General features: G+C 71.3%; 18 protein-coding genes. 13 read left to right on the top strand and 5 right to left on the bottom strand.

The window, feature by feature from the left end; all coding sequences use genetic code 11:
* Window positions 1–66 precede the first annotated feature (66 nt).
* Both AC3RJ7_RS06440 and AC3RJ7_RS06445 read left to right on the top strand, forming a co-directional pair.
* Window positions 67–969, top strand: coding sequence for a metallophosphoesterase (locus AC3RJ7_RS06440; protein WP_491454975.1), 903 nt, complete (start codon window positions 67–69; stop codon window positions 967–969).
* Complete coding sequence (locus AC3RJ7_RS06445) at window positions 966–1,925, top strand: tyrosine recombinase XerC (RefSeq protein WP_491454976.1); 960 nt, start codon at window positions 966–968, stop codon at window positions 1,923–1,925. The genes AC3RJ7_RS06440 and AC3RJ7_RS06445 overlap by 4 nt, the downstream gene beginning before the upstream one ends.
* A 7-nt stretch (window positions 1,926–1,932) precedes the next feature.
* On the opposite strand, the gene AC3RJ7_RS06450 is transcribed toward AC3RJ7_RS06445, so the two are convergent.
* A complete protein-coding gene (locus AC3RJ7_RS06450) occupies window positions 1,933–2,523 on the bottom strand; it encodes a murein hydrolase activator EnvC family protein (protein WP_491454977.1) in 591 nt (196 codons plus the stop codon).
* 270 nt (window positions 2,524–2,793) lie between these two features.
* Here AC3RJ7_RS06450 and rpsB point away from each other — a divergent pair, with 270 nt between their 5' ends.
* The 9 genes from rpsB to AC3RJ7_RS06495 all read left to right on the top strand — a co-directional run bounded on the left by rpsB (window position 2,794) and on the right by AC3RJ7_RS06495 (window position 9,564).
* Window positions 2,794–3,705: a 30S ribosomal protein S2 gene (gene rpsB, locus AC3RJ7_RS06455; protein ID WP_491454978.1), complete on the top strand. Its 912-nt coding sequence runs from the start codon at window positions 2,794–2,796 to the stop codon at window positions 3,703–3,705.
* 23 nt (window positions 3,706–3,728) lie between these two features.
* The gene (gene tsf, locus AC3RJ7_RS06460; RefSeq protein ID WP_491454979.1) at window positions 3,729–4,553 is read left to right on the top strand and encodes a translation elongation factor Ts; all 825 of its coding nucleotides are present in this window, start codon (window positions 3,729–3,731) and stop codon (window positions 4,551–4,553) included.
* A gap of 172 nt (window positions 4,554–4,725) precedes the next feature.
* Window positions 4,726–5,457, top strand: coding sequence for a UMP kinase (gene pyrH / locus AC3RJ7_RS06465; protein ID WP_491454980.1), 732 nt, complete (start codon window positions 4,726–4,728; stop codon window positions 5,455–5,457).
* 109 nt (window positions 5,458–5,566) lie between these two features.
* Window positions 5,567–6,121, top strand: a complete 555-nt coding sequence (frr, locus tag AC3RJ7_RS06470; protein WP_491427262.1) for a ribosome recycling factor — start codon at window positions 5,567–5,569, stop codon at window positions 6,119–6,121.
* 24 nt (window positions 6,122–6,145) lie between these two features.
* Window positions 6,146–7,129, top strand: a complete 984-nt coding sequence (locus AC3RJ7_RS06475; protein WP_491454981.1) for a phosphatidate cytidylyltransferase — start codon at window positions 6,146–6,148, stop codon at window positions 7,127–7,129.
* Window positions 7,130–7,149: 20 nt separating this feature from the next.
* Window positions 7,150–7,704 carry a DivIVA domain-containing protein gene (locus AC3RJ7_RS06480; RefSeq protein WP_491454982.1) on the top strand — a complete coding sequence of 185 codons (555 nt, stop codon included), beginning with the start codon at window positions 7,150–7,152 and terminating at the stop codon, window positions 7,702–7,704.
* A gap of 54 nt (window positions 7,705–7,758) precedes the next feature.
* Window positions 7,759–8,412 carry an aggregation-promoting factor C-terminal-like domain-containing protein gene (locus AC3RJ7_RS06485; protein ID WP_491454983.1) on the top strand — a complete coding sequence of 218 codons (654 nt, stop codon included), beginning with the start codon at window positions 7,759–7,761 and terminating at the stop codon, window positions 8,410–8,412.
* Window positions 8,413–8,503: 91 nt separating this feature from the next.
* Window positions 8,504–8,812, top strand: a complete 309-nt coding sequence (locus tag AC3RJ7_RS06490; protein WP_491454984.1) for an Rv1322 family protein — start codon at window positions 8,504–8,506, stop codon at window positions 8,810–8,812.
* Between the two features lie 17 nt (window positions 8,813–8,829).
* Window positions 8,830–9,564 carry an alpha/beta hydrolase gene (locus tag AC3RJ7_RS06495; protein WP_491455241.1) on the top strand — a complete coding sequence of 245 codons (735 nt, stop codon included), beginning with the start codon at window positions 8,830–8,832 and terminating at the stop codon, window positions 9,562–9,564.
* Window positions 9,565–9,606: 42 nt separating this feature from the next.
* Here the strand turns inward: AC3RJ7_RS06495 and AC3RJ7_RS06500 are convergent, their stop codons facing one another.
* Window positions 9,607–10,671, bottom strand: coding sequence for an AI-2E family transporter (locus AC3RJ7_RS06500; RefSeq protein ID WP_491454985.1), 1,065 nt, complete (start codon window positions 10,669–10,671; stop codon window positions 9,607–9,609).
* Between the two features lie 23 nt (window positions 10,672–10,694).
* Entirely contained in the window at window positions 10,695–12,308 is a 1,614-nt protein-coding gene (locus AC3RJ7_RS06505; protein ID WP_491454986.1) for a DivIVA domain-containing protein, read from the bottom strand.
* A 168-nt stretch (window positions 12,309–12,476) separates the two neighbouring features.
* Between AC3RJ7_RS06505 and AC3RJ7_RS06510 the strand changes: the two genes are divergently transcribed.
* The gene (locus tag AC3RJ7_RS06510; RefSeq protein WP_491454987.1) at window positions 12,477–14,414 is read left to right on the top strand and encodes a DUF8094 domain-containing protein; all 1,938 of its coding nucleotides are present in this window, start codon (window positions 12,477–12,479) and stop codon (window positions 14,412–14,414) included.
* Window positions 14,415–15,353: a co-chaperone YbbN gene (locus AC3RJ7_RS06515; protein ID WP_491454988.1), complete on the top strand. Its 939-nt coding sequence runs from the start codon at window positions 14,415–14,417 to the stop codon at window positions 15,351–15,353.
* 52 nt (window positions 15,354–15,405) lie between these two features.
* Here AC3RJ7_RS06515 and glgB read toward each other — a convergent pair whose 3' ends face one another.
* Window positions 15,406–17,619, bottom strand: coding sequence for a 1,4-alpha-glucan branching protein GlgB (gene glgB / locus AC3RJ7_RS06520; protein WP_491454989.1), 2,214 nt, complete (start codon window positions 17,617–17,619; stop codon window positions 15,406–15,408).
* On the bottom strand, window positions 17,612–19,633 hold the full coding sequence (locus tag AC3RJ7_RS06525) for an alpha-1,4-glucan--maltose-1-phosphate maltosyltransferase (RefSeq protein ID WP_491454990.1): 2,022 nt from the start codon (window positions 19,631–19,633) through the stop codon (window positions 17,612–17,614). The genes glgB and AC3RJ7_RS06525 overlap by 8 nt, the downstream gene beginning before the upstream one ends.
* Between the last annotated feature and the right edge of the window lie 11 nt (window positions 19,634–19,644).

Genomic DNA, 19,644 nt, shown 5'->3' on the forward strand with positions numbered 1-19,644 from the left:
CGGCGCGCCCGCGATCGTCCGCGCGGGTGTCGGGGCACGCGTCTAGGCTGGCCGCGAGGAGGCTCCGTGTACCCACGACTCGGCATGTATCCGGCCGCGCAGGCCGTCATCGCGCACGTGAGCGACACGCACCTGCTGGCGGGCGGTGCGCCGTTGGGCGGGGTCGCCGACACCGAGGGTGCGCTCGCACAGGCCGCCGCGCAGTTGCGCCGCCTCGGCACGAACCTCGATGCGATCGTCGTCACCGGCGACGTCGCCGATCTCGGCGAGGTCGACGCGTACACCCGTGCGCGGGCGGCGCTCGAGCCGCTCGCCGACGCGACGGGTGCGCGTCTGGTCTGGGTGATGGGCAATCACGACGAGCGGGCTCCGTTCCGCACCGAGCTTCTCGGTGAACCGCCCGCCGACGATCCCGTGCACCGCGTGCACGACGTCGACGGGCTCCGCATCGTCGCGCTCGATTCGAGCGTGCCCGGCTATCATCACGGCGAGCTGGACGACTCGGCGCTGGCCTGGCTCGACGACGTGCTCGCGACCCCCGCCCCGCGGGGCAGCGTGCTCGCCCTGCACCACGCGCCGATCCCGACGCCGCTCGCCCTCATGGACGTGCTCGAGCTACGCGGGCAGGCGCGGTTCGCCGAGGTCGTCCGCGGCAGCGACGTCCGGCTGATCCTCGGCGGCCACCTGCACTACCCGACGCAGGGGTCGTTCGCGGGCGTGCCCGTGGCCGTCGCGGGTGCGACCGCCTACACGATGGATCTCTCGGCGCCGCCCCGCGAGCTGGTCGGCGTCGACGGCGGCCGTTCCTTCTCGCTCGTGCACCTGTTCGAGGACTCGGTGACCACCTCGGTCGTGCCCCTCGCGCCGGGTCCCGTGGTGACCCGGTTCGACGAGGCCTACCTCGCCGAGCTCGAGGCCCTCGACCCGACGGGGCGGGTCGACCGGTTCTCCCGCAAGCCGTCGCCGTGAACCTCGACCGGGTCGTCGACGACTACCTCGGTCACGTGCGGACCGAGCGGGGCTACTCCGAGCACACGATCGCGGCATACCGATCCGATCTCGTCGACCTGACCGCCTTCGCGGAGACGCAGGGGGTCGAGGACGTCCGCGATCTCGACCTCGCGCTGCTGCGCGACTGGCTGTGGGCGTCGACCGAGCGAGGGCTCGCGCGTTCGAGCATCGCGCGTCGCGCGGCATCCGCCAGGGGACTGACCGCCTGGCTCACCCGGCGGGGCGAGCTCGCCGCCGATCCCGGTGTCCGCCTCCGTGCGCCGCGCGCACAGCGCGCCCTGCCCCGTGTGGTGACCGCGCCCGCCCTCGCGGAGGCGCTCGCCGCGCTCGAAGCCAAGGCGGCGACCACCGGTGATCCGATCGCGGCGCGAGACGTCGCGATCACCGAGCTCCTCTACGCCTCGGCGCTCCGGGTCTCCGAGCTCGTCGGCATCGACCGCGTCGACCTGGACCGTCGGCGTCGTACGGTCCGGGTGCTCGGCAAGGGCTCGAAGGAACGCGTGGTGCCGTACGGGGCGCCGGCTGCGCGCGCCCTCGATCGCTATCTCGACACGGCGCGCGAGGCGATCGTCGCCGCGGCCGCCGAGCGGAGCGCCCGCCCGTCGGCGCAGGCCCCGGCGAAGCCGGTTCCGCCGACCGACGCCGTCTTCGTGGGCTCCCGCGGGGCTCGGATGGGCACCCGGAGCGTGTACCGCCTCGTCGCCGACGTGCTCGCCGGGATCCCGGGTTCGGGTCCGAGCGGACCGCACACCTTCCGGCACACGGCGGCGACGCACCTGCTCGACGGGGGCGCCGACCTGCGCGCCGTGCAGGAGTTCCTCGGACACGCGAGCCTCGGCACGACCCAGATCTACACGCACGTCTCGGCCGAGCGGCTGAAGGAGAGCTACCGCACCGCGCACCCGCGGGCATGAGGGCGGGTCACTCGAGCGGCAGGAGCACCGAACGCGGCAGTCCGCCGAAGTACAGGAACGGCGAGACGTACTCGCCGTCGACGCGGATGCCGAAGTGCACGCAGTCGCCGGGGCAATGCCCGCCGCGGTCGACCGTGCCGATCGTGTCGCCGGCCCCGAGCACGTCGCCATTCCGGACGAGCGCGTCGACCGGCTCGATCGAGCTGATCACCCCGCCGCCGTGGTCGATGGACACGACACCGCGGCCGGCGACCATGCCCGCGAATCGGACCGTACCGGATTGCGCGGCGACCACGGTCGCGCCGGGCTCGACCGCGAGGTCGATGCCCCGGTGTCCGGCCGCGTACGGCGTCGGCGGAGCGCGGAACGCACCCACGACGCGGATGGGTGCCGGCGTCGGCCAGACCCATTGGAGCGGGAGCGGCATCGCGGTAGACGCCCGCTGCGGGGGAGCCGCGATCTCGAATGCGGTCGCCGCGGACGGTGCCGCGGCGACGAGCGCGGCGAGGAGGCCGAAGACGGCGACGCGCCGTGCGCCGACCGCGCGGGCGGAGTGCCGGCGGGGTGCGGCGGCGGGGGAAGGTTCGAGGTCATCCATCCGCCGATCCTGCATCGGCCACGAGGCATCCCGCCCGCATCGACGCCGACGGTGGGCTACGGGACGCCGCGCGCGGTTGGGGAGGACGAGTGCCGATGGTAGAGTGTCCGGAGCGCCTCGCACGTCGAGGTGACTACGCGTGCCCATTCGGCAACCGACTCCACTCAGTCCGACCCGCTCTCGAGAGCGCGACCGGCGGAGCCGTGCCGGGCACCAGGGCTCCCGGCCGCCGGCCGGTTGCGACAACTGAGAACAGAAGGAGAACGGCTCATGGCCGTCGTCACCATTCGCCAGCTGCTCGACAGCGGCGTGCACTTCGGGCACCAGACCCGCCGCTGGAACCCGAAGATGAAGCGCTTCATCTTCACCGAGCGCTCGGGCATCTACATCATCGACCTGCAGCAGTCGCTCGCCTACATCGACAAGGCCTACGACTTCGTCAAGGAGACGGTCGCCCACGGCGGCACCATCCTCTTCGTCGGCACCAAGAAGCAGGCCCAGGAGTCGATCGCCGAGCAGGCGACGCGCGTCGGCCAGCCCTACGTGAACCAGCGCTGGCTCGGCGGCCTCCTCACCAACTTCACCACGGTCTCCAAGCGCCTCGCGCGCATGAAGGAGCTCGAGGAACTCGACTTCGAGGGCACCACGAGCGGCTTCACCAAGAAGGAACTGCTCATCAAGAAGCGCGAGCTCGACAAGCTGCACAAGTCGCTCGGCGGCATCCGCAACCTGTCGAAGACGCCGTCGGCCCTCTGGGTGGTCGACACCAAGAAGGAGCACCTCGCGATCGACGAGGCCAAGAAGCTCGGCATCCCCGTCATCGGCATCCTCGACACCAACTGCGACCCCGACGAGGTCCAGTACCCGATCCCGGGCAACGACGACGCGATCCGCTCGGTGAGCCTGCTCACCCGCATCATCGCCGACGCCGCGGCCGAGGGCCTCATCGAGCGCCACCAGAAGCCCGAGGCCGAGGGCAACGTCTCGGCCGTCGAGCCGCTCGCCGAGTGGGAGCAGGAGCTCCTCCAGCAGGGCGCCGCGACCGAGAAGACCGCCGAGACCGAGGCCGAGGCCAAGGCCGAGGCCGCCGAGGTCGTCGACGAGGCCGCGACCGAGGTCGCCGCGACGGAGTCGGCCGCCGACGCCGAGGCCGCCGAGGCCGCCGCCACCCCCGCCGAATAAGTCCCCGAAGGAGACAGCCAGACATGGCAATCAGCATCGCTGACATCAAGGCCCTGCGCGAGCAGCTCGGCACGGGCATGGTCGACACGAAGAAGGCGCTCGAGGAGGCCGACGGCGACCTCGAGAAGGCCACCGAGATCCTGCGCCTGAAGGGTGCCAAGGGCAACGCGAAGCGCGCCGACCGCTCGACGAGCGAAGGCCTGGTCGCAGCCAAGGAGTCGCCCGCCGGCTACACGATGATCCAGCTCGCCTGCGAGACGGACTTCGTCGCGAAGAACGACAAGTTCATCGCCCTCGCCGACAAGGTGCTCGACGCGGTCGCCGCTGCCGGTGCTGCCGATGTCGCGGCCGCCCTCGCGGCGCCCGTCGACGGCAAGACCGTCGCCGAGGTCATCGACGAGCAGGCCGCCACGCTCGGCGAGAAGGTCGAGCTCGCGAAGGCCGTCACCCTCTCGGGCGACGAGTTCGCGGTCTACCTGCACAAGACCTCGAAGGACCTGCCGCCGCAGATCGGCGTCCTCGTCGCCTACACGGGCGCCGACGCCGAGACGGCTCGCGCCGTCGCGCAGCACATCGCGATGTTCGACCCGCAGTACCTCACCCGTGAGGACGTGCCGGCCGAGCTCGTCGAGAAGGAGCGCGACATCGTCACCGAGATCAGCCGCAACGAGGGCAAGCCCGAGGCGATGCTCGAGAAGATCGTCGACGGCCGTCTCACCGGCTTCTTCAAGCAGATCGTGCTCCTCGAGCAGGGCTACGCCCGCGACGACAAGCAGCAGGTCAAGAAGGTCCTGGAGGACGCCGGTCTCACCGTGACCGCGTTCGCCCGGTTCAAGGCCACGGCGTAACGCCGAGGTGAGGGAGTCCGGATCGTTCAGTCGATCCGGACTCCCTTTTCCATGCGCGGATGCTTCGCCGCTGACGTCCTCGGACGCCGCGGCGCCGCGCGCCACGACGGATGCTGTGCACCGGCGGGGCGAAGCACTAGTTTTGACACGGGTGACGGAAGGACGGGCCGGGATGACGGAACGCAAGCGCAGGGTGATGCTGAAGCTCTCGGGAGAGGCGTTCGGCGGTGGGGCCCTCGGGGTCAACCCCGACGTCGTGAGCGCGCTCGCGCGCGAGATCGCGGACGCGGCCCAGACGGTCGAGGTCGCGATCGTGGTCGGCGGTGGCAACTTCTTCCGCGGCGCCGAACTCAGCCAGCGCGGCATGGACCGCGGCCGGGCCGACTACATGGGCATGCTCGGCACCGTCATGAACTCGCTCGCGCTGCAGGACTTCCTCGAACAGGCCGGTGCCGAGACGCGTGTGCAGTCCGCGATCTCGATGACCCAGGTGGCCGAGCCCTACATCCCGCGCCGCGCCGAGCGTCACCTCGAGAAGGGCCGCGTCGTCATCTTCGGCGCGGGTGCCGGTCTCCCGTACTTCTCGACCGACACGGTGGCGGCGCAGCGCGCACTCGAGATCGACGCCGATGTCGTGCTCGTCGCGAAGAACGGCGTCGACGGCGTCTACTCCGACGATCCGCGCACCAACCCCGACGCGACCAAGATCGATCGCATCAGCTACCAGGAGGCGCTGCAGCGCGGGCTCAAGGTCGTCGACTCGACGGCGTTCAGCCTCTGCATGGACAACGGCATGCCGATGCAGGTGTTCGGCATGGAGCCGGCCGGCAACGTGACCGCCGCCATCCTCGGCGCCGACCTCGGCACCGTCGTGAGCAACGGCGTCGAGCCGGTCGCCCCGTAGAAGGTCATCGCCGCGGCCCCGCGGCGCCGACCCCGGCGCCATCGTGGCGACGGCGTGGAGCAGGTCAGTCGATAGACTGGCTCGAGTAGCGAACCGTAAAGGAGTTCCCGTGATCGCGGATGTACTTTCCGATGCCACCGCACGCATGCAGAAGGCGGTCGAAGTCGCCAAGGACGACTTCGCCACCGTGCGCACGGGTCGGGCGAACCCCCAGCTCTTCCAGAAGATCATGGTGAGCTACTACGGCACCCCGACGCCGCTCGCGCAGCTCGCGTCGCTGCAGAACCCCGAGGCCCGCACGCTCGTCGTGACGCCCTACGACAAGGGCGCGCTGAAGGACATCGAGCAGGCGATCCGCGACACCCCGAACCTCGGCGCCAATCCGTCGAACGACGGCAACCTCATCCGGGTGACCCTGCCCGAGCTGACCGAGGAGCGCCGCAAGGAGTTCGTGAAGATCGTGCGCTCGAAGGCCGAGGACGCCAAGGTCTCGGTCCGCAACATCCGCCGCAAGGCCAAGGACGACCTCGACGCACTCAAGGGCGAGGTCGGCGACGACGAGGTGGCACGCGGCGAGAAGGAGCTCGAGCAGATCACGAAGACGAACGTCGACGCGATCGACGAGGCGCTTAAGCGCAAGGAAGCCGAGCTCCTCGAGGTCTGAGGGCTCGGGGTCTGAGGGAGGGCCATGTCAGGCGTCCCAGAAGAGGGTCAGTCGGACGCCGGGGGGCACGAACGGACCGCGCGCGACGAGTTCCGCCAGCAGGTCAACGCGCGCAAGGCCGACCTCGAGCGTCAGTTCGAGGCATCCAAGGCGCAGTTCGATGAAGCGCAGGAGCGCATCAAGGCGCGGACGGGCCGCAACCTCATCGTCGCGATCCTGATCGGGCTCGTGTTCGGCGGTGCACTGCTGCTCAGCCTGCTCGTCGTCAAAGAGCTCTTCATGCTCTTCGCCGTCGTGCTCGCGGGCTTCGCGTGCTACGAACTCGCGCAGGCGCTCCGCCATGCCGAGATCCACGTGCCGCGCGTGCCGGCCGTCGCCGTGGCCGTCGCCGCGGTTCCGATCGCCTATTACGGGGGAGCGGGCGGCCAACTGCTCGCGGTCGTCGCGGGCGTCGCGATCGTCACCGTGTGGCGCCTCGCCGAGCAACTGCTGCCGTCGCGGCGCGCCGGTGGGCGGGCGCTCCTGCGCGACCTCTCCGCGGGCGCGTTCGTCCAGGGCTACGTGACGTTCCTCGCGACGTTCACGGTGGTGCTCGTCGCCGCCGACGGCGGCCAGTGGTGGACCCTCGCGTTCATCGTCGCCGCGGTCGCCGCCGACACCGGCGCGTACGCGTTCGGCCTCATGTTCGGCAAGCACAAGATGGCGCCCGTCATCAGCCCGAAGAAGACGTGGGAGGGATTCGCGGGCGGTGCGGCCGCGAGCCTCGTCGCGGGCGTCCTGCTCGCGCTGTTCATGCTCGGCGAGCCGTGGTGGTTCGGCCTCGTCTTCGGCGGCGCGATCTTCCTCACCGCGACGCTCGGCGACCTCGTCGAGTCGCTCATCAAGCGGGACATCGGCATCAAGGACATGAGCTCCTGGCTGCCGGGTCACGGCGGGTTCCTCGACCGGCTGGATTCCATCCTGCCGTCGGCCGCCGTCGCGTTCGTGGCGTTCCGGCTCTTCGGGTGACCGTGCGCGATACTGGTGCAGTGGATTCGACGTTCCCGCGCGCCAGGAAGCCCCGACTCGGCTACAAGATCGAAGAGGTCGAGGAGTTCCTGAAGCTCGCCCGCCGCGCCTACGACGGCACCGCTGAGCCCGACGACGAGCCGATGACGAGCGAACGCATCAGGCTGACGGCGTTCGCCATGCAGAAGGGCGGGTACTCGACGGAGCACGTCGACGCCGCCCTCGCCCGGCTGGAGGACGCGTTCGCGGCCCAGGAGCGCCAGGACGCCGCGCGCCTGCACGGCGACGAGGCGTGGCTCCGCGAGGCCAGACTGACCGCCCAGGTCGTCTCCAACCGGCTCGCACGACCCGAGGGGCAGCGCTTCGAACGGATGAACCCGCTCGTGCTCGGGTACAGCGTCCGCGAGGTCGACAAGTTCGCTGACAAGCTCACCCGGTACTTCCGCGACGGCTGGCCGATATCCGTCGACGATGTCCGATCCGTCGTCTTCGCCACCCAGCGGGGCGGCTATCGCGAGGCGCAGGTCGATCTCGTACTCGACGCCGTCGTCGACGTCATGCTGGCGGTCCGATGAGCTCGGGCGCGGCATTGGCCCGACGGCGCATCGCTCCGCTACACTCGACGAATCGTGGGTAGGCATGCAGGATCGGGCGACGCGGCGCAGCCGTCGCCGTCGACCGTTCCCAGAAGCACCCGTGGGCCCGTCAAGCAGGCGGCGACCGTCGTGTTCGCGTTCCTCGCCTCGGTGAGCTTCGTGCTCGTCAACATCGTCGACCCGTACTCCGGGGCGACGGCGTCGCCCGATTTCGCGCAGGGCGCCCGCTTCGGCGGAGAGTCCGCGCAGTCCGTCGTCGCGAGCGGGGACTACGAGGTCACCGTCGGCGGACACGAGCAGTACGTCGTCGAGGAGAAGCCCGAGCCGGTGATCGAGCCCGCATCGTCGGGTGCGGGCTGGGCGCCGCCCGCCGTCACCCCCGACCCGGGTTCGGCGCAGGCGTACGCCGCGGGCGCGGTCGCCGCACGCGGTTGGCCGTCGTCGGAGTTCGACTGCCTCGTGGCCCTGTGGAACAAGGAGTCCGGCTGGCGGGTCAACGCCTACAACGCGTCGAGCGGCGCGTACGGCATCCCGCAGGCGCTGCCCGGATCGAAGATGGCGACGGCCGGCGCCGACTGGGAGACGAACGCGGCCACCCAGATCGAGTGGGGGCTCGGCTACGTGTCCGGTCGCTACGGCACGCCGTGCGGCGCGTGGGGCCACTCCGAGTCGGTCGGCTGGTACTGAGCCCGGCCCGCGGCCGAGGCATCCGGCCGGCGGACGTGCGGCGTCGCTTGACGGTGCGCTCGACGCACCGGCCCGCCCTAGACTTGAACCCATGGCACGCTCGAATCGACCCCGGTCTCGGGCGGCCCGTGCACGCGAGGCGCACCCCGAGCTCGACGTCGAGCGGCTGACCGCCGGATGGCGTCGTACGGAGGTTCACGCCGGCCGGGAATGGAACGTGCAGCCCGTGTCGGAGGCGCAGGCCGTGAAGGCCTACGTCTGCCCGGGCTGCGGACTCGAGGTGGCTCCCGGCGTGGCGCACCTCGTCGCCTGGCGGGCCGACGGCGTGCTCGGCGACGCCGCCGACCTCGCGTCGCGGCGGCATTGGCATACGCACTGCTGGAGGATGGGCGCGCGGTGAGCGAGACGACCGAACCGATCGAGATCCGCGCCGGAGTCGAACTCCCGGCACGCCGCGAGGAGATCGAGCTCCGCACGGCCGACGGGCTGCGGCTCGTGGGCGAACTGGCGATGCCGCTCGACCGGGAGCCCGTCGCGACCCTCGTGACGCTGCACCCGCTGCCGACCGCCGGCGGGTTCATGGACTCGCACATCCTGCGCAAGGCGGCCGCTCGGCTGCCGGCGCTCGCCGACCTCGCGGTGCTGCGCTTCAACACCCGCGGGACGGCGTCGCCTCGCGGACGCAGCGAGGGGGAGTTCGGCGAAGGCGTCGCCGAACGAGCGGACGTCGCCGCGGCGATGTCGTTCGTCGAGGAGCGGGGGCTGCCGCATCCCTGGCTCGTCGGGTGGTCGTTCGGCACGGAGTTGGCGCTCAAGTACGGCCTCGAGCACGGCATCGACGGCGCCGTCCTGCTGTCGCCCCCGCTGCACCGCACGAGCGATGCCGAGCTCGCCAGGTGGTCGGCCGCGGGCCCCGCGCTCGTCGCGCTGATCCCCGAGCACGACGACTACCTCCGCCCGGCCGAGGCGGCCGAGCGGTTCGCCGGATTGCCGCGGCTTCGGCGCATCGACGTCGCCGGCGGACGCCACCTGTGGGTGGGGGAGACCCAGACCCGGCGGGTGCTCGACGAGATCGTCGCGGCCGTGAACCCGGCGGCGTCGCCCCTGCCGACCCACTGGCCCGCACCGGGCCACGGTTCGAACGCGGGCTGACCCCGCTCGCCCGCGGGCCGCGGTGGGGGCGCTCGGCGCCGGTCAGCGTTCGTTCTGGCGTGGAATGACCACTTGCTTGATGATGAGCAGGATCGCCGCAGCGACCGGGATGGCGACGAGCGCGCCGAGGATGCCCCCGAGCGCGCCGCCGGCGAGGGCCGCGATCACGACGAGCGCACCGGGTACCTTGACCGCGCGGTGCATGATGCGCGGGCTCAGGATGTACGCCTCGACCTGCATGTAGACGATGTAGTAGATCGCCGCCGCGAGGGCGGTGAGCGGCGAACCGAGGCCGGGGATCAGGCAGATGAGCACGATGACGATCGAGCCCGTGAGCGTACCGACGAGCGGAACGAGCGAGAACATGAACGCGAGGAAGGCGAGCACGGCCGGGAACGGCGCCTGGATGATCGACAGGTAGATGAAGCTCAGCACGCCGTTGACCGCCGCGAGCGAGACCTGGCCGAGCACGTAGCGGCCGACCGATTGCGTGATCTGCTCGGTGAGATCGGCGAATCGCGCGCGACGCGAGGCGGGTACGAGCTGGTAGGTGGCGCGCTTCATCGCGTTGAGCGAGGCGGCGAAGTAGAGCATCAGGATGAACACGATCACGACCGCGAACACGCCCGATCCGATCGCGAACGCGACCTGCAGCACCCCGCCCGCGAGCTCGGAGAGCTTGTCCGGGTTGGTGAAGAAGTCGGTGAGCGCGGCGGTGACCTGCGCGTTGATCTCCTCGACCTGCAACTGCGGGAACTGCTCCTGCAGGACCGCGAGCCAGTCCTGCGAGTTGACCTGTTCGATGATCCGCGGGATCTCCTCGACGAGGTCGCCGATCTGTTCGACGATGATCGGCACGACGGCGAGCACGAGCGCGGCGACGATGATGCCGACCCCGCTCATCACGATGAGGATCGCGGCCCAACGCGGAAGCCCTCGGCGCTCGAGCCAGCTGATCGCCGGGTCGAGGCCGAGGGCCAGGAAGAGCGCTGCTCCGATGTAGGTGATGATCGTCGAGAGACTCACGATCGAGGTCAGGATGAACAGGCCGACGCCGACACCGAGGGTGCCGACGAGGCCGATGCGGAACGCGTTGAGGATCTTCACGGAACCACCGCGCCCCTTCCGGACTACTTCGTGTCGGCGGCGATCTGCTCGGCCTGCGTCAGCACACCGCGCAGGCTCTCGAAGTAGCCCGCGACCGCGTCGCGCTCGATCCTAATCTGCGAGAGCCGGTCTTCGGCGTCGGCGACGAGCGCACGCGTGCGCTCCTCCGCGTCGGCGATGAGCTTGCGCGCCTGGTCGTGGGCCGCGGCGATGCGGTCCGACGCCTCCTGCTCGGCCTTCTCGCGGATGCCGGAGATCGCCGAGCGGGCCTCGGTCTCGAGCCGCTCGGACTCGGCGCGGCTCTCCGCCGTGCGTGCGGCCGTCTCGGCGAGCTCGGCGTTCGCGTCGTCGAGGAACTTCTGCGTCTGGGCCACCGCCTCCTGGTGGGCGGCGAGCAGCTCCTGCTCGGCCTCGTCGCGCTTGGCGGTGAGCTCGGACTCGAGGTCGAGCCGACCCTTCTCGATCTCGCGCCGCATGCGGTTGACCTCGTGGGTCGTCTTCTTGCGCATCGCGGTGAGCTGGTTGTCGAGGTCGATCCGCGCCTGCTCCGACTCGGCCTCGAAGTCGGCCCGGGCCTGCTCCTGCTCGAGCGCGAGGTCGGCGCGCATCTGGTCGAGGTCCGCGGCGTGCTTCGCCCGGATGCGCTCGAGTTCGTGCTGCAGCTTCAGGCGAGCCGACTCGGCTTCGCGCTCGAGGTCGACCTTCGACTGCTCGCGCTCCTCGGCGAGCTCGGCGCGACTCGCCGAGAGCTCGCGGTCGAGGTCGGTGCGCGCCTGCTCGAGCTCGTGGACGAGGGCGGCGCGGCGCTCCTCGATCTCGGCGTCGATCGCGGCTCGGGCCTCGGCCGACTCGCGCTCGAGGTCGAGCCGCGACTGCTCGGTCTCGCGGGCCAGGTCGATGCGGGCCTGCTCGGTCTCCTTCGCGAGCTCGGCCCGTGCACGGTCGAGCTCGACGGCGACCTCGGCGCGGGTCTGCTCGGTCTCCTGGGTGAGGCCGGCGGCGGTGGCGCGCGCCTCGCTCGCCTCGGTGTTCGCGGCCAGGAGGATCTCGGAGGCCTTGCGCTCGGCCGCGGAGATGAGGGCCGACGACTCGCGCTTCGCGCTCGAGCGGAGCTCGGCGGTCTCCGTCGCGACGGCGCCGCGGATCGCGCCCGCGTCGCGCGCCGCGTCCTGGCGGAGCTGCTCGCTCGTCTCGTGCGCGCGGGCGACCATGTCGTCGACCTCGGACCGCGCGTTCTCGAGCAGGCGGGCGGCCTGCGCCCGGGCCTCGCCGAGCGTGCGCTCGGCGAACTCCTGCGCGTCCGAGCGCATGAGGTGCGCCTCGTCCTCGGCGGCGCGGCGGAGCTTCTCGGCGTCGATGTCGGCCTGGGCGATGAGCCTGGTCGACTGCTCCTCGGCGACGCGGAGGGTGTTCTCGAGCTTGGTGCCGAGACCCGAGAAGGTGGGGCTGCCGACTTCTTCGAGCTCGGCGGTGAGCTCGTCGATTCGGGCCAGCAGGCGCTTGTTCTCCTTCACCGTGTCCGCGGACTGGGTGTTCGCGGCGATGATGTCTCGACGAAGGCCGTTGATGGCCTTGTCGACCTCGTCCTTGTCGTATCCGCGGAACACCTGTGTGAACTCGGTCTCTTCGACGGCCATGCTTCCTCCGGGTCGTGTCCCGCGTTTGTGGGGGCTCATGCGGGAATCGTTCTGATTGTACGGGGCATCGGGATGCCTCGGTGGCGCGTGTCGTTCAGGGTCCGAGCAGACGACTCCCAGACTCAGCCGGTAGTGTGGGATGTCTGTGTCGGATGCCGCATTCGCGGCTTGGGAGGTCAGTTCGTGCGCTTCGTCTTCGCCATCGTGGCGTTCGTCGCCGCGGCCGTGATGATCGGGCTCGGCATCGCCCAGCGCACGGTGTTCATGGAGCCCGACCGCGCGTCGATGGCGATCGAGTCCGACGGCGCGACGGCGTTCACCGTCGTCGAGCCCGACGCGCTCGCCGCCAACCCGGGCAAGCAGGAGATCACGGTCTCCGGCGACGGTCCCATCTTCATCTCGTACGGGCGCAGCTCCGACATGGTCGCCTGGCTCGGTCCGACGCCGTATCAGTCGGTGCACTACGACGACGAGACGAAGGCGCTCGTGAGCGAGGTCGTCACGACGGAGCCGGTGGCCGACCCGCAACCCGACGCCCCGGACGAGACTCCGGCGCCCACCGAGACTCCGGCGCCCGAGGCGACCGCCCCGGCGACGCCCGGTGCCGACGAGACCTCCGAGCCGATCGATCCCGAGGTGCTGGCCGCGGCGACCCCGGTGGGGTCGGACCTCTGGCTCGACGAGTTCACCGGTGAGCGGTTCGTGACGACGACCATCGACGTTCCGGCGGGCATCAGCGTGCTCATCGCCTCGGACGGCGTGAACCCCGCGCCCGCCCGCGTCGCCCTCGACTGGCCGGGCGACACCCGGACGCCCTGGGCCGGCCCGCTCATCGTCGGCGGAGCGCTCGTGTTCCTCGTCGGCATCGGCCTGCTCGTGTCCGGGTTCGTGCGCCACCGCCGCTCGCGCGGCCCGCGCCGCAACCTGCCCAAGGGGCCGCGCGGCCGGCTGCCGAGCGCGCCGAAGCCGAACAAGCGCAACCAGCTGACGAGCGGCCGCCGTTCGGTCGGCCGTGCCAAGCGCATCGCGATCGTCCCGGCACTCCTCGTGCCGGCCCTCGCGCTGAGCGCCTGCTCGGCCGACTACTGGCCGAGCTTCGAGGGCTCCGACGCTCCGGCCACGACCGCACCGGCGACGCCGGAAGCCACGCCGGTCGCGACCGACGAGCCCGACCCGGCCGCGCCCGTGGTGGAGCCCGCCGTCACGGTGCCGCAGATGGAGCGCATCATGCGCCGGATCGCGGTGTTCGCGAGCGAGGTCGACGAAGGACGCGCGACGGCGAAGGCCGCCGAGCGCTTCACGGGGCCGGCGATGGCGGCCCGTGAGGCCAACTACAAGATCCGGCGCACGCTGCCCGACCACCCGTTGCCGCCGGCCATCCCGGCGTCGCCGCTGACCTTGACGCTCCCGCAGCAGTCGACCGGCTGGCCGCGTACCGTGCTCACGATCGCGAAGAACGCCGACGACGAGACGATCGCCCCGACCGCGCTCGTCCTCGTGCAGGAGACGCCGCGCGATAACTACCGCGTGATGTACCAGACGGCGCTCGTGCCCGACACCGACGTCCCCGAGGTCGCACCCGCCTCGATCGGCGCTCCTCCGATCTCGCCCGAGTTCAAGGGCCTCGTCATGCCGACCGGAGAGGTGGCTGCGGCGTACGCCGACATCCTCCAGAACGGCGACAAGAGCGAGTTCGCCCCCATGTTCGATCTCGAGGCGTCTGACCTCGACGAGGCGCTCAACGCCGCCGCGCGCAAGTCCGAGGCCGAGAAGGCGAACCCGACGGCGACCCTGACCGTCTCGACCGCCGCCGGCAAGGCGCCCGCGATCGGCTTCGGCACGATCGACGCCGGTGCCATCGTGTCGGTCGAGGTCCGCCGCGGCGAGAAGAGCGTGCCGAACGACGGCGGGACGACCGGATTCCAGGAGGGCGGCAGCGCCGCGGCGCTGTCGGGCTTCACGGGTCAGAGCGCGAAGGGCGTCCAGCGCGCCAGCAGCATCCAACTGCTGTTCTACGTGCCCGGCGTCGGCGCCGCCGACGGCGCCGCGAAGATCCAGCTCCTCGGCTGGTCCGAGAGCCTCGTCTCAGCATCGGAGGTCAAGTAGATGACGAACCCGATTCCGCCGTCCGGCGCCTCGCTGCGCGGAGCCGTCGACCTCACGTCGCTCGTGCAGCGTCAGCAGGCGGCCGCCCAGCCGACCGGGGCGCATGCGCCCTCGTCGACCGACCGCATCGTCGTCGAGACGGACGACGCCGCATTCGGCGAAGTCCTCGAGCTCTCGCGCACGCTGCCCGTCGTCGTCGCGATCTGGGCGACGTGGAGCGAGCCGTCGCAGCAGTTGCTCGCGGCGCTCGAGCGGCTCGTCCGCGCTCGTGACGGCCGACTCGTGCTCGCGGCCGCCGACGCCGATCGCAGCCCGCAGCTCGTGCAGGCCCTCCAGGTGCAGTCGGTGCCGACGGTCGTCGCCCTCGTGGCCGGCCAGCCGGTGCCGCTGTTCGCGGGCGAGCAGCCCGACGACGTGATCTCCCAGCTGTTCGACCAGCTCCTCGAACTGGGCGCCCAGCACGGCGCCGCAGGCCGCATCGAGCCGGGCGACGAGGGCGTCGCCGAGGCGCCGGCCGAGCCGCCGCTGCCGCCGCTCCACCAGGAGGCGTACGACGCGATCGAGCGGCGCGACTACGACGCCGCCGCCGCCGCGTACCGCACGGCGATCGCCCAGGACCCGCGCGATGCCCTCGCCGTCGCGGGGCTCGCACAGGTGAACCTGCTCGGGCGGCTGTCGGGCAAGACGCTCGACTCGATCCGCGCCGCGGCGGCCGCCTCGCCCGACGACCTCGCCGCGCAGCTCGACGTCGCCGACCTCGACGTCTCCGGCGGACACGTCGAGGACGCGTTCGATCGCCTCCTGGCCCTGTTCGCCGATCTCGACGCCGACGGTCGCAAGACCGTCCGCGAGCGGCTCGTCGAGCTGTTCGAGGTCGTGGGCGGCGACGATCCGCGGGTCGCCGCGGCACGGGGACGACTCGCGAGCCTCCTGTACTGACGGGCGATCGCGTCTACTGACGGGCGGTCGCGCGCGGCCGCCCTGATCGCCCCTACCCGTCGAGCTCGAACCAGACGGCCGCGAGCGGCGGCAGCCTGAACGTCGCCGACGCCGGACGACCCGCCCAGGGGACGTCCTCGGCATCGACGCCGCCGAGGTTGCCGACTCCCGAGCCGCCGAACTCCGAGGCATCCGAGTTGAGCACTTCGCGCCACCGTCCGGTGAACGGCAGGCCGAGCCGGAAGCGTTCGTGCGGGTTTCCCGCGAAGTTGACGATGCACAGCAGGGGCCGCCGCTCGCGGTCGTACCGGAGGAAGGCGACGACGTTCTCGGCCGCCGCGCCGCCCTCGACCCACTCGAACCCCGCCGCGTCGTCGTCGAGCTGCCAGAGCGCGGCGGTCGCACGGTAGCGGCGGTTGAGCGCGCCGACGAACTCGGCGAGCTGCCGGTGCGAGGGCTGGTCGAGGATCCACCAGTCGAGGCCGCGTTCCTCGCTCCACTCGCTGAGCTGGCCGAACTCCTGGCCCATGAACAGCAGCTGCTTGCCGGGATGCGCCCACATGAACGCGAGGTAGGCGCGCGCGTTCGCGAGCTGCTGCCAGTGGTCGCCCGGCATCTTGCGCACGAGCGAGCCCTTGCCGTGCACGACCTCGTCGTGCGAGATCGGCAGGATGAAGTGCTCGCTGAAGGCGTAGAGGAACGAGAACGTGAGCTCGTGGTGGTGATGCGAGCGATACAGCGGGTCGTTCTGGATGTACTGGAGCGAGTCGTGCATCCAGCCCATGTTCCACTTGTACCCGAAGCCCAGCCCGCCCGACGAGGTGGGTGCGGTGACGCCCGGCCACGAGGTCGACTCCTCGGCGATCATGACGATGCCGGGGTTGCGCTTGTACGCGGTCGCCGTGGCCTCCTGCAGGAAGGCGATCGCCTCGAGGTGCTCGCGGCCGCCGTGGACGTTCGGCAGCCATTCGCCGTCGGCACGCGAGTAGTCGAGGTACAGCATGGATGCCACGGCGTCGACCCGGAGGCCGTCGACGTGGAACTCCTCGAGCCAGAACAGCGCGTTCGCGACGAGGAAGTTGCGCACCCGCGGGTTGCCGAAGTCGAAGACGAGCGTGCCCCAGTCCTGTTGCTCGCCGCGGCGCGGATCGGCGTGCTCGTAGAGCGGCTCCCCGTCGAAGCGGGCGAGCGCCCATTCGTCCTTCGGGAAGTGGCCGGGTACCCAGTCCATGATGACGCCGATGCCCGCCCGGTGCAGCCGGTCGATGAGGTACCTGAGGTCGTCGGGGGAGCCGAACCGGCTCGTCGCGGCGTAGTAGCCGGTCACCTGGTAGCCCCATGACCCGCCGAAGGGGTGCTCGGCGAGCGGCAGGAACTCGACGTGGGTGTATCCGAGCCAGTCGAGGTACTCGATGAGCTCGTCGGCCACCTCCCGGTAGCCCCTGCCCGGCCGCCAGGAACCGAGGTGGAGTTCGTAGATCGACATCGGGCGCTCGTGCGCGTTCTCGGCGGCTCGCCGATCGAGCCATTCGCCGTCGCCCCATACGTAGTGGCCGTCGTCGACGATCGACGCCGTGGCGGGGGCGACCTCGGCCCGGCGGGCCATCGGGTCGGCCTTCATGATCCAGTCGCCGGTCGCCGTGAGCAGCTCGAACTTGTACAGCGCCCCCGGTTCGAGGTCGGGCACGAAGAGTTCCCACACGCCGCTCGCCCCCATGCTGCGCATCGCGTGCCCGACGCCGTTCCAGCGGTTGAACGCGCCGACGACGCGAACCGCGCGCGCGTGCGGCGCCCAGACGGTGAAGGCCGTGCCGGCGACGCTCCCGGCAGCGCCCCAGTGGTCGCGGAACCGCGCACCGAGCACCTTCCAGAGCTGCTCGTGCCGCCCCTCGCCGATGAGGTGCAGATCGAGTTCGCCGATCGTGGGGGCGAACCGGTAGGGATCGTCGGCCGTCCACTCCGAGCCGTCGTCGTATCGGGCCTCGATGAGGTAGTCGGTCGGGCCGAACCGGCCGGCGCCCGCCCACACGCCGTGCCCGACGTGCTCGAGCGCCAGGGTGGTGCCGTCGGCCAGCACGGCGTCGACGCCCGCGGCGAGCGGCCGGAGCGTCCGGATCGTCGTGAGCGGCCCGGGCTCGCGGGGTGCGTCGAACCCGTGCTGGCCGAGGACCGAGTGGGGATCGCTGTGCCGGCCCTCGGCGACGGCGGCGAGCACGTCGTCGGGAACGCGGGGTGCGGCGACGGGAGCGTCGGGCAGGTCAGGCATCCGGGCCTCTTCTCACGTGCAGGATGTGCGCGGGGCGGGTGAACGCGTCGAGCCGCACGTAGTTCGAGGCGCCCCACTCCCAGCGCGAGCCGGTGACGAGGTCGTCGACCTGGAACCGTGCGTCGGGCGCGAGCCCGATCGCCTCGAGGTCGAGGTGCACGGTCGTCTCCCGCACCGAGTGGGGGTCGACGTTGGCCACGACGATGATCGTGTCGTCGAGGCCGTCGTCCGTGAACCGGCCGTCGAGGTGCTTCGAGTAGACGAGCACCGAGTCGTCGTCGCTCGCGTGGAACCGGATGTTGCGGAGCTGTCCCAGCGCCGGGTGCTCCGCGCGGATGCGGTTGAGAATGCCGAGGTACAGCGCGAGCGAGCGCCCCTCGGCCTCGGCGGCGGAGAAGTCGCGGGGCTTGTACTCGTACTTCTCGTTGTCGATCGCCTCCTCGGCGCCCGGCCGCGCGACGGACTCGAAGAGCTCGAAGCCCGAGTAGACGCCCCACAGCGGCGCCGCCGTCGCCGCGATCGTGGCGCGCACCGTGAACGCGGCCGGCCCGCCGAACTGCAGGTACTCGGTGAGGATGTCCGGGGTGTTCACGAAGAGGTTCGGCCGCATGAAATCCGCGGTCTCCTGCGACACGGAGGTGAGGAACTCCTCGAGCTCGGCCTTCGTGTTGCGCCACGTGAAGTACGAGTACGACTGCTGGAACCCCGCCATCGCGAGGGCCTGCATCATCGCGGGCCGGGTGAACGCCTCCGCGAGGAAGACGACGCCCGGGTCGTCGGCGTTCACCGTGGCGATGAGCCGCTCCCAGAATGCGAGCGGCTTCGTGTGGGGGTTGTCGACGCGGAAGATGCGGACGCCCTGCTTCATCCAGTGGTGCACGATGCGCAGCACCTCGTCGAAGATGCCCTCGGGGTCGTCGTCGAAGTTGACGGGGTAGATGTCCTGGTACTTCTTCGGCGGGTTCTCGGCGTAGCGGATGGTGCCGTCGGGCAGGACGGTGAACCACTCGGGATGCGCGGCGACCCAGGGGTGGTCGGGCGAGGCCTGCAGCGCGAGGTCGAGCGCGACCTCGATGCCGAGGTCGTTCGCACGGCGCACGAAGGCGCGGAAGTCCGCGAGGGTTCCGAGATCGGGGTGCACGGCGTCGTGCCCGCCGGGGCTGCCGTCCTTCAGCGGGCCGCCGATCGCCCACGGGGAGCCGGGGTCGCCGGGGCCCGGTTCGAGGGTGTTGTTGGGACCCTTGCGGTTCGTCACGCCGATGGGGTGGATCGGCGGCAGGTACACGACGTCGAAGCCCATCGCGGCGACGCCGTCGAGGCGCTTCTGCGCGCTGCGGAAGGTGCCGCTCCTCCAGGTGCCGTCCTTCCGGCGCTTCGCCCCCTCCGAACGCGGGAAGAACTCGTACCAGGCGCCGACGCCGGCCCGGCGGCGTTCGACGAGCAGGCGCTGCTCGGCGGAGTCGCTCGCGAGGCGTGCGAGCGGTCGGTCGTGGAACTCCTCGAGGACGGGCGCATCGACGAGGGCGCGCCGTTCGTCCGGGGATGCCTCGCGGTCGCGGAGCGCGTCGGCGAGGGCCGTGAGGCGCTTCCGCACGGCACGGGGGCGGGAGGTCTCTCGCGCGGCGCGGTCGATGAGCCGCGCGCCGATTTCGTACATCAGCTCGACGTCGACGCCGGCGTCGATCTTGACCGCGGCGTCGTGCCGCCAGGTGGCGATCTCATCGTCGAAACCGGTGACGTGCCAGCGCCATTCGCCGAGCTCGTCGAGCCGTACGAGCGCCTCCCAGCGGTCGGTGCCCGGGGCGAGCGCGACCATGCGCTGCCGGTGCACGACGCCGGACGGGCTCGTGACGACGAGCGTCGCGCCGACCCGGTCGTGCCCCTCGCGGAACACCGTCGCGCGGAACGGCACGATCTCGCCCTCGAACGCCTTCGGAAGCCAGCGGGGATCGGGCACGGCCGGAGTGAGCCGCGTCACGGGGATGCGGCCGGCGAGCGGGGTAGCGGTGGTCACGTTCCGACCGT

Source organism: Agromyces solani (genome assembly GCF_058349925.1).